11 protein-coding genes are annotated in these 8,318 nt (G+C 61.4%); all 11 read left to right on the top strand.

All coding sequences use genetic code 11. The features are described from left to right. The first annotated feature begins 720 nt into the window (after positions 1-720). The 11 genes from WBR57_RS11525 (at position 721) to WBR57_RS11475 (ending at position 8,234) form a co-directional block, all read left to right on the top strand. On the top strand, positions 721-2,061 hold the full coding sequence (locus tag WBR57_RS11525; RefSeq protein WP_424083939.1) for a flagellar hook-length control protein FliK: 1,341 nt from the start codon (positions 721-723) through the stop codon (positions 2,059-2,061). A gap of 217 nt (positions 2,062-2,278) precedes the next feature. Further along, positions 2,279-2,779 (top strand): flagellar basal body-associated protein FliL, encoded by a 501-nt coding sequence (gene fliL, locus WBR57_RS11520; protein WP_424083938.1) that lies wholly within the window; start codon positions 2,279-2,281, stop codon positions 2,777-2,779. 9 nt (positions 2,780-2,788) lie between these two features. After that, positions 2,789-3,757, top strand: coding sequence for a flagellar motor switch protein FliM (gene fliM, locus WBR57_RS11515; RefSeq protein ID WP_010208755.1), 969 nt, complete (start codon positions 2,789-2,791; stop codon positions 3,755-3,757). Positions 3,758-3,796: 39 nt separating this feature from the next. Next, on the top strand, positions 3,797-4,264 hold the full coding sequence (gene fliN, locus WBR57_RS11510; RefSeq protein WP_033900765.1) for a flagellar motor switch protein FliN: 468 nt from the start codon (positions 3,797-3,799) through the stop codon (positions 4,262-4,264). Position 4,265: 1 nt separating this feature from the next. Beyond that, on the top strand, positions 4,266-4,706 hold the full coding sequence (fliO, locus tag WBR57_RS11505) for a flagellar biosynthetic protein FliO (RefSeq protein WP_424083937.1): 441 nt from the start codon (positions 4,266-4,268) through the stop codon (positions 4,704-4,706). Continuing rightward, a complete protein-coding gene (fliP, locus tag WBR57_RS11500) occupies positions 4,706-5,449 on the top strand; it encodes a flagellar type III secretion system pore protein FliP (protein ID WP_424083936.1) in 744 nt (247 codons plus the stop codon). Before fliO ends, fliP begins: the two co-directional genes overlap by 1 nt. Positions 5,450-5,453: 4 nt before the next feature. Next, positions 5,454-5,723, top strand: a complete 270-nt coding sequence (gene fliQ / locus WBR57_RS11495; RefSeq protein WP_003214552.1) for a flagellar biosynthesis protein FliQ — start codon at positions 5,454-5,456, stop codon at positions 5,721-5,723. Between the two features lie 4 nt (positions 5,724-5,727). Further along, a complete protein-coding gene (fliR, locus tag WBR57_RS11490) occupies positions 5,728-6,513 on the top strand; it encodes a flagellar biosynthetic protein FliR (RefSeq protein WP_424083935.1) in 786 nt (261 codons plus the stop codon). Positions 6,514-6,516: 3 nt separating this feature from the next. Beyond that, positions 6,517-7,653 (top strand): flagellar biosynthesis protein FlhB, encoded by a 1,137-nt coding sequence (flhB, locus tag WBR57_RS11485; RefSeq protein WP_424083934.1) that lies wholly within the window; start codon positions 6,517-6,519, stop codon positions 7,651-7,653. 164 nt (positions 7,654-7,817) lie between these two features. Then, the gene (locus WBR57_RS11480; RefSeq protein ID WP_424083933.1) at positions 7,818-8,018 is read left to right on the top strand and encodes a cold-shock protein; all 201 of its coding nucleotides are present in this window, start codon (positions 7,818-7,820) and stop codon (positions 8,016-8,018) included. A 12-nt stretch (positions 8,019-8,030) separates the two neighbouring features. Then, positions 8,031-8,234, top strand: a complete 204-nt coding sequence (locus WBR57_RS11475; RefSeq protein WP_424083932.1) for a cold-shock protein — start codon at positions 8,031-8,033, stop codon at positions 8,232-8,234. Positions 8,235-8,318 lie beyond the last annotated feature (84 nt).

Here is an 8,318-nt window from a genome sequence, read left to right as displayed (position 1 = left end):
TCCTTGGCCCATCGCGGCTAACACGGCGTCCTGCCGGGTTACCCACGGATTCAAGCCTGCGTTCGGCCAGCGTGTTTGACGGGGCGCCTAAGATCAAAATCAAAAGCAAGAGCACAGCGGCCTGGTAGCCGACCTGAGTGGTTGAAGCAGATCAAGAGCGCAGAGCGAAAGCAAATCTACAGCATAAGCAGATCTGCTTTTCTGTGGGAGCTGGCTTGCCTGCGAAGGCATCGACTGGTTGCCACTGATCAACCGAGGCGCCCGCATCGCCGGCAATCCCGCTCCTACACGTACCTGCCTTTGATCCAACCACTCAGGTCGGCTTTCAGGCCGCCGTGCTTTAGATTTTGATCTTGATTTTGATCTTAGGCGCCCCATCAACCACGCTGGCCGAAAACAGGTAGTACGGAGCGGGTAAACCGGCAGGACGCCGGTTTAGCCGCGACGGGGCAGGGACGGCCCGTCGCGGCGGCCCGCGCAGTAGTACCTGTTTTCGGACACACCGAGCCTAGGCGAGGTGCCGAGTGGTGGGGCAAGAGCCTTTTTACTTTTGGGCTCCTTTCAAAAGTGACTCGCCGTAAGGGCGAAACCTATATCAGCCGTTACCTGAATAACGGATATGTACCCAGTAAAACTAACCCCGCCGCAAACCTGGCCCGACTCTTGCTCTACCTCCTGATACTGCATCCCTCGATCCCCATGCAGTGGAGAACATTACCCATGCCAGTCGCCCCCAATTCGCTCCTTCAGGCTGCCCCCGCGGCCAAGCCTCAAGCGCCCGTCGCCAACCAGCCGGTGGCGGCTGCGGACCCACGGGACAAGGGCCCTGGCTTCGCACAAGTGTTCGCCAGTCAGGGTTCCAAACCCACGGTAAAAGCCGACGACAACTCGGCCAAACCCACGCGGGACAAGCCGTCCGACGCCAGCGCCAAGCCTGCCGCGAGTGACGACAAACCTGCCGCCAGCAAGCCAGTCGTTGCCGATAGCGGCAATGCCTTGCCTGCCACGCCGCCGGCCAAGGCCGACGACAGTGCCAGCAAAGACGACGATGCGCCCGTCGACCCGACCCTGGTGCAGCAGCCTGCGGTTGACCCGGTTGTCGATCCCGCACTGATCGCCACGGTTACGCCAGTGGCCGTGCCGGTGCCGGTGCAAACCCCTGCGCCCGTTGCCGAAACCCCGGATGACAAGGCCCAGCCGGTAGCCGCGGCGCCGATCGCGGCGACCGAGGAGGCCAAGCCGGCCTTCGACCCTGAGGCCGACCCGCTGGATGCGATGCCCGCCGTGCGCCTGGCGATGGAGCAGGGTGGGCATGTGTCCGCCAGCAGCCAGGCCCCGGCCAAGACCGCCCCGGCGTCGACCCTGGATCAGCCGACCGCCGCACAGAATTTCGCCGCTGGCCTGGCCACTATGGTCGACCAGCAAGCCACCAAGGACAGCACCGACTCCGGTGGCGAGAAGGCCTTCAGCGGGTTGATCGAAGGCGGCCTCAAGGACCTGAAAGAGGCCAGCAGCGACACCCGCGTCGATGACTTTGCCAACCGCCTGGCGGCGCTGACCCAGGCTGCCACGCCGAAAACCGCGAACGCCTTGCCGCCGGTCACCAATGCGCCGCTGGCCATGCACCAGAGCGGCTGGACGGACGAAATCGTCAACCGCGTGATGTACCTTTCCAGCGCCAACCTCAAGTCGGCGGAGATTCAGTTGCAACCGGCCGAACTCGGGCGCCTGGACATCAAGGTCAACATGACCGCCGACCAGCAGGCCCAGGTCAACTTCATGAGCGCCCACCCGGTGGTCCGTGAAGCGCTGGAAAGCCAGTCCGGCCGCCTGCGGGAGATGTTCGCCCAGCAAGGCATGGGCCAGGTCGACGTGAACGTGTCCGACCAGTCCCGTGGCCAGGAGCAGCAACAGCAGCAGGCCCAGACCCGGGGTGTGAGCGGCACGGGTGGGCGTGGCGGCGACAACGGCGACAGCGGCAACCACATTGATGTGGCTGAAGCAGTGACGCCGGTAACGTCGACTGTGATCGGCTCCAGCGCCGTCGACTACTACGCCTGAGCCTGGCACAGGTCGAAATGTGGGAGCGGGCTTGCTCGCGAAGGCGGTGTGTCAGTTTGGATCTGTGCTGACTGACACACTGCTTTCGCGAGCAAGCCCGCTCCCACAATTAATTTGCCGTGTTCTCTCTTCCTGAATTACCAGACAACTCTGGCATAACACTTGCTCTTGCCTCTCCGTAGATCTATGAATTCCCGAATAGTGACGGATTATTGGCATGGCGAAGAGCGACGACGCAGCAAAAGCACCCGCAGGCAAAGGTAAGCTCAAGCTTATCCTGTTGATAGTCCTGGGCCTGCTCCTGGCCATCGGCGCCTCGGTGGGTGGCACCTGGTACATCATGCACAGCAGTGCAAGCAAGCCGGCACCCGCCGCCGAAACCGCCAGTGACGTCAAGCAACCGGCAATCTTCGAGCCGATGCTTCCGGCCTTTGTCGCCAACTTCAACCAGAACGGTCGTCAGCGTTACCTGCAAGTGAGCATCACCTTGCTCGCGCGTGACAAAGGCGACCTGGAAGCGCTCAAGGTGCACATGCCGGTTATCCGCAACAACCTGGTGATGCTGTTCTCCGGGCAAAGCTTCGACAGCCTGGCCACTCCGGTGGGCCAGGAAATGCTGCGTCAGAAGGTCACTGCCAGCGTGCAGGAAGTGGCCCAGAAAGAGCTCGGCAAAGTCGTGGTCGAGCAGGCGCTCTTCACTAACTTCGTATTGCAGTAGGATCACGACATGGCCGTGCAAGACCTGCTGTCCCAGGATGAAATCGATGCGCTGCTGCATGGCGTCGACGATGGGCTGGTACAGACTGAAATGGCTGCCGAACCCGGCAGCGTCAAAAGCTATGACCTGACCAGCCAGGATCGCATCGTCCGTGGACGTATGCCGACCCTGGAAATGATCAACGAGCGTTTCGCACGCTACACCCGCATCAGCATGTTCAACATGCTGCGCCGTTCGGCGGACGTGGCGGTGGGCGGCGTGCAGGTGATGAAGTTCGGTGAATACGTGCACTCGCTGTACGTGCCCACCAGCCTCAATCTGGTCAAGATCAAACCGCTGCGCGGCACCGCGCTGTTCATTCTCGACGCCAAGCTGGTGTTCAAGCTGGTGGACAACTTCTTCGGTGGCGACGGCCGTCACGCCAAGATCGAAGGCCGCGAATTCACCCCCACCGAACTGCGCGTGGTGCGCATGGTGCTGGAGCAAGCCTTCATCGACTTGAAGGAAGCCTGGCAGGCGATCATGGAAGTCAATTTCGAGTACATCAACTCGGAAGTGAACCCGGCCATGGCCAACATCGTCGGCCCCAGCGAAGCCATCGTGGTGTCGACCTTCCACATCGAACTCGATGGCGGTGGCGGCGACCTGCACGTGACCATGCCGTACTCGATGATCGAGCCGGTGCGCGAGATGCTCGACGCCGGTTTCCAGTCCGACCTGGACGACCAGGACGAGCGCTGGGTCAAGGCCCTGCGCGAAGACCTGCTGGACGTCGACGTACCCCTGAGCGCCACCGTGGCCCGTCGCCAGCTGCGCTTGCGCGATATTTTGCACATGCAGCCGGGGGACATTATTCCCGTCGAGTTGCCGGAAGAAATGATCATGCGCGCCAACGGCGTGCCGTCTTTCAAGGTCAAGCTGGGTTCCCACAAAGGCAACCTGGCTTTGCAAGTGGTTGAGCCCATCAACCGCCGCTGATCCCTTATTTATGAATGCTTGCTTCGCCGAGGACATGTAATGGCTACCGAACACGAAAACACTTCCGCCGAAGACCAGGCCCTGGCTGACGAATGGGCTGCGGCCCTGGAAGAAACCGGCGATGTTGGCCAGGACGATATCGATGCGCTGCTGGCTGCCGATGCCGCCACCGCGCCGGCCGGCAACCGCCTGCCGATGGAAGAATTCGGCAGCGTGCCGAAGAACAACGACCCGGTGACCCTCGACGGCCCGAACCTGGATGTGATTCTCGACATTCCGGTGTCGATCTCCATGGAAGTCGGCAGCACCGAAATCAACATCCGCAACCTGCTGCAACTCAACCAGGGCTCGGTGATCGAGCTCGACCGCCTGGCCGGTGAGCCGCTGGACGTACTGGTCAACGGCACCCTGATCGCCCACGGCGAAGTGGTGGTGGTCAACGAAAAGTTCGGCATCCGCCTGACCGACGTGATCAGCCCGAGCGAACGCATCAAGAAGTTGCGCTGACATGAAGTATTCGATGGCGGGACTGTTGCTGGCGCTGCCATTGAGCGCCCTGGCGGCTGAGCCGGTTGCGCAGGCGGCGGCTGCGGCCCCCGTGGTCGGCAGCGGCGTCGGCGGGCAGTTGACCCAGCTGGTGCTGGGCCTGCTGCTGGTGGTCGGGCTGATTTTTGTGCTGGCCTGGTTGATGCGCCGTGTGCAGGGCGTGGGTCCGGGCAACGGCCAGGTCATCGAAATGATCGGCTCGCGTGCCCTTGGCCCGCGTGATCGGCTGGTGCTGGTGCAGGTCGGTGAGGAACAGATTCTGCTGGGCATTACGCCGGGCCGCATCACCCCGCTGCACGTGCTCAAGACCCCGGTCAGCGTCGACGCGTCCAAACCCGCCACGCCAGAATTCGCCCAGCGCCTGATGGAATTGCTGGGCAAGGATCAGAAGGATAAGAAGTAATGCGCGTTTTATTGACGCTCATGCTGTTGCTGGCCGCGCCGTTGGCGTTTGCCGCCGACCCGCTGTCGATCCCGGCGATTACGCTGGGCACCAACGCGGCCGGGGCCCAGGAGTATTCGGTCAGTCTGCAGATTCTGCTGATCATGACCGCGCTGAGCTTTATCCCGGCGTTCGTGATGCTGATGACCAGCTTTACGCGGATCATCATCGTGTTCTCGATCCTGCGTCAGGCCCTGGGCCTGCAGCAGACGCCGTCGAACCAGATCCTGACCGGCATGGCGTTGTTCCTGACAATGTTCATCATGGCGCCGGTGTTCGACAAGGTGAACCAGCAAGCCCTGCAGCCGTACCTGGCCGAGACCATCACCGCCCAGGACGCGATCGACAAGGCCCAGGGCCCGATCAAGGACTTCATGCTGGCGCAGACCCGCTCCAGCGACCTCGAGCTGTTCATGCGCCTGTCCAAGCGCACCGACATCGCCACCCCGGACCAGGCGCCGTTGACCATCCTGGTGCCGGCGTTTGTCACGTCTGAACTGAAAACCGCGTTCCAGATCGGGTTCATGATCTTCATCCCGTTCCTGATCATCGACCTGGTGGTGGCAAGCGTGCTGATGGCCATGGGTATGATGATGCTCTCGCCGCTGATCATTTCGTTGCCGTTCAAGATCATGCTGTTTGTGCTGGTGGACGGCTGGGCGCTGATTATCGGCACCCTGGCCGGCAGTTTCGGAGGGGTATAGCGCCATGACGCCAGAAGTCGCCGTCGACCTGTTCCGTGAAGCGCTGTGGCTGACCACCATGATGGTTGCCGTGCTGGTGGTGCCGAGCCTGTTGGTGGGCCTGCTGGTTGCGATGTTCCAGGCCGCGACCCAGATCAACGAACAGACCTTGAGCTTCCTGCCGCGCCTGCTGGTGATGCTGATCACGTTGATCGTCGCCGGCCCGTGGCTGGTGCAGACCTTCATGGAATACATCCTGCAGCTGTACGGCAGTATTCCGCAGTTGATCGGCTGACCCGATGCAGTCCTTGCTGGCGTTGACCGACACCCAGATCAGCACCTGGGTGGCTTCCTTCATCTTGCCGCTGTTTCGCGTGACGGCGGTGCTGATGAGCATGCCGGTGTTCGGCACCACCCTGGTCCCGCGCCGCGTGCGCCTGTACTTTGCGGTGGCGATCACCGTGGTGATCGTGCCCGGTTTGCCGGCCATGCCGCCGGTGAATGCGCTCGACCTCACCGCCTTGATGCTGATCGCCGAGCAAATCCTGATCGGCACGCTGCTGGGCTTTTCCCTGCAGCTGTTCTTCCAGGCCTTCGTGATTGCCGGGCAAATCATCTCGATCCAGATGGGCATGGGCTTCGCGTCCATGGTCGACCCCACCAACGGCGTGTCGGCGGCGGTCATCGGGCAGTTCCTGACCATGCTCGTGACCTTGCTGTTCCTGGCCATGAACGGGCACCTGGTGGTGTTCGAGGTGCTCACCGAAAGCTTCACCACCTTGCCGGTGGGCTCGGGGCTGGAGGTCAATCACTTGTGGGAAGTGGTCGGGCGTCTTGGCTGGGTGCTCGGCGCGTCGCTGTTGCTGGTGCTGCCGGCGATCACCGCATTGCTGGTGGTCAACATCGCGTTCGGCGTGATGACCCGCGCGGCGCCGCAACTGAACATTTTCTCGATTGGTTTCCCCTTGACCCTGGTGTTGGGCATGGGGATTTTCTGGGTCGGCCTGGCTGACATTCTCAATCAGTATCAACCGCTGGCGACCGACGCCTTGCAGTTCTTACGTGATCTGGCACGGGCGCGCTGAGCCATGGCCGAGAGCGAGAGTGGTCAGGACAAAACAGAAGACCCCACGGAGAAACGCAAAAAGGACTCCAGGGAAAAGGGCGAGATTGCCCGTTCCAAAGAGCTCAATACCGTGGCGACCATGATGGCCGGCGCCGGTGGCCTGCTGATCTACGGCGGCGGCCTGGCGCTGGATTTGCTGGAGTTGATGAAGCACAACTTCACCTTGCCGCGTGACGTGCTGCTCAACCCCGATTCCATGGGCCAATACCTGCTGCACTCGGGGAAAATCGCGATTCTGGCGGTGCAGCCGATCCTGATTACCTTGCTGCTGGCGGCATTGATCGGCCCGGTCGCCCTCGGCGGCTGGTTGTTCGCCGCCGGCAGCATGGCGCCCAAGTTCAGCCGGATGAACCCGGCGGCGGGGCTCAAGCGCATGTTCTCTGCCAAGGCGTTGGTGGAGCTGCTCAAGGCCCTGGCCAAATTCATCCTGATCCTGTTCGTCGCGTTGACGGTGTTGTCGTCCGACATTGATGACTTGCTGCGCATCGCCCATGAGCCGCTGGAGTCGGCGATCATCCACAGCGTGCAGGTGGTGGGCTGGAGTGCGTTGTGGATGGCGGCAGGGCTGATCATCATTGCGGCGGTGGATGCGCCGATCCAGTTGTGGGAAAGCCACAAGAAACTGTTGATGACCAAGCAGGAAGTGCGCGACGAGCACAAGGACCAGGAAGGCCGGCCGGAGGTCAAGCAGCGCATCCGCCAACTGCAGCGCGAGATGTCCCAGCGCAAGATGATGGCCTCGGTGCCCGACGCCGACGTGGTCATCACCAACCCGACCCACTACGCCGTGGCCCTCAAGTACGACCCGGAAAAAGGCGGCGCGCCGATGCTGCTGGCCAAGGGCAGCGACTTTACCGCGCTGAAAATCCGCGAAATCGCCGTGGCCAACGACATCCTGTTGCTGGAATCGCCGGAGCTGGCGCGGTCGATCTTCTATTCCACCGAACTCGACCAGGAAATCCCCGCCGGCCTGTACCTGGCCGTGGCGCAGGTGCTGGCGTACGTCTATCAGATTCGCCAATACCGCGCAGGCAAGGGCAAGCGCCCGGATCCACTCAAAGACCTGCCGATTCCGCCGGACCTGCGCCGCGACTCTTGATTGCACGCCCATCAGTCACTCAGGCGCGTGCTGAATTGCCACCCTGTCATTCATCTGAAAAAACCCAGACCTGTCAACTTTGACAGTAGCCAACCCTCCGATCTCGCGGTTCCATACCCCCAATAACTGCGCGCACGCTGTTAGCAGATGCAGGAGGGGTGGCAATGAACGTGGTGACGGGAACGGTCAAATCATACGATCCACAGACTCACGAAGGTTTGATCGTGGTGGATGGCGAGGGCGAGGAAGTGTTTGTCGACAGGCTCGGCGCAAAGGACGTTGAGCTGTCGGCGGGCCTGAAAGTGGAACTTCAGATGATCCATAGGCCCTCTGGCGTCTATGCATCAAGTATCAGGCTGGTTTGAAGGAGAACGGCGATGGCAACGGGCACTGTGAAGTGGTTCAACACGGAAAAAGGTTTTGGTTTTATCACGCAGGACGGGGGTGGAACGGATGTGTTTGTGCATTTTTCCGCAATAAAGGGTGATGGATTCAAAACCCTCGAAGAAGGTAAAAAAGTCGAATTTGATATCACGGATGGTCAAAAAGGCCCGCAGGCAGAGAATGTGCGGGTCGCGTGATAGCCTCGGTAGCAGCCGATGTACATAGATTCAAATGTGGGAGGGGGCTTGCCCCCGATTACGGTGTGTCAGCCCCGCAAAAGG

The sequence above is a fragment of the Pseudomonas sp. genome, from assembly GCF_049590575.1.
In the GTDB taxonomy this organism is placed as follows: Bacteria; Pseudomonadota; Gammaproteobacteria; order Pseudomonadales; family Pseudomonadaceae; genus Aquipseudomonas.
Note: the sequence above shows the minus strand (reverse complement) of the source record. Positions and strands in the feature narration are given on the sequence as shown.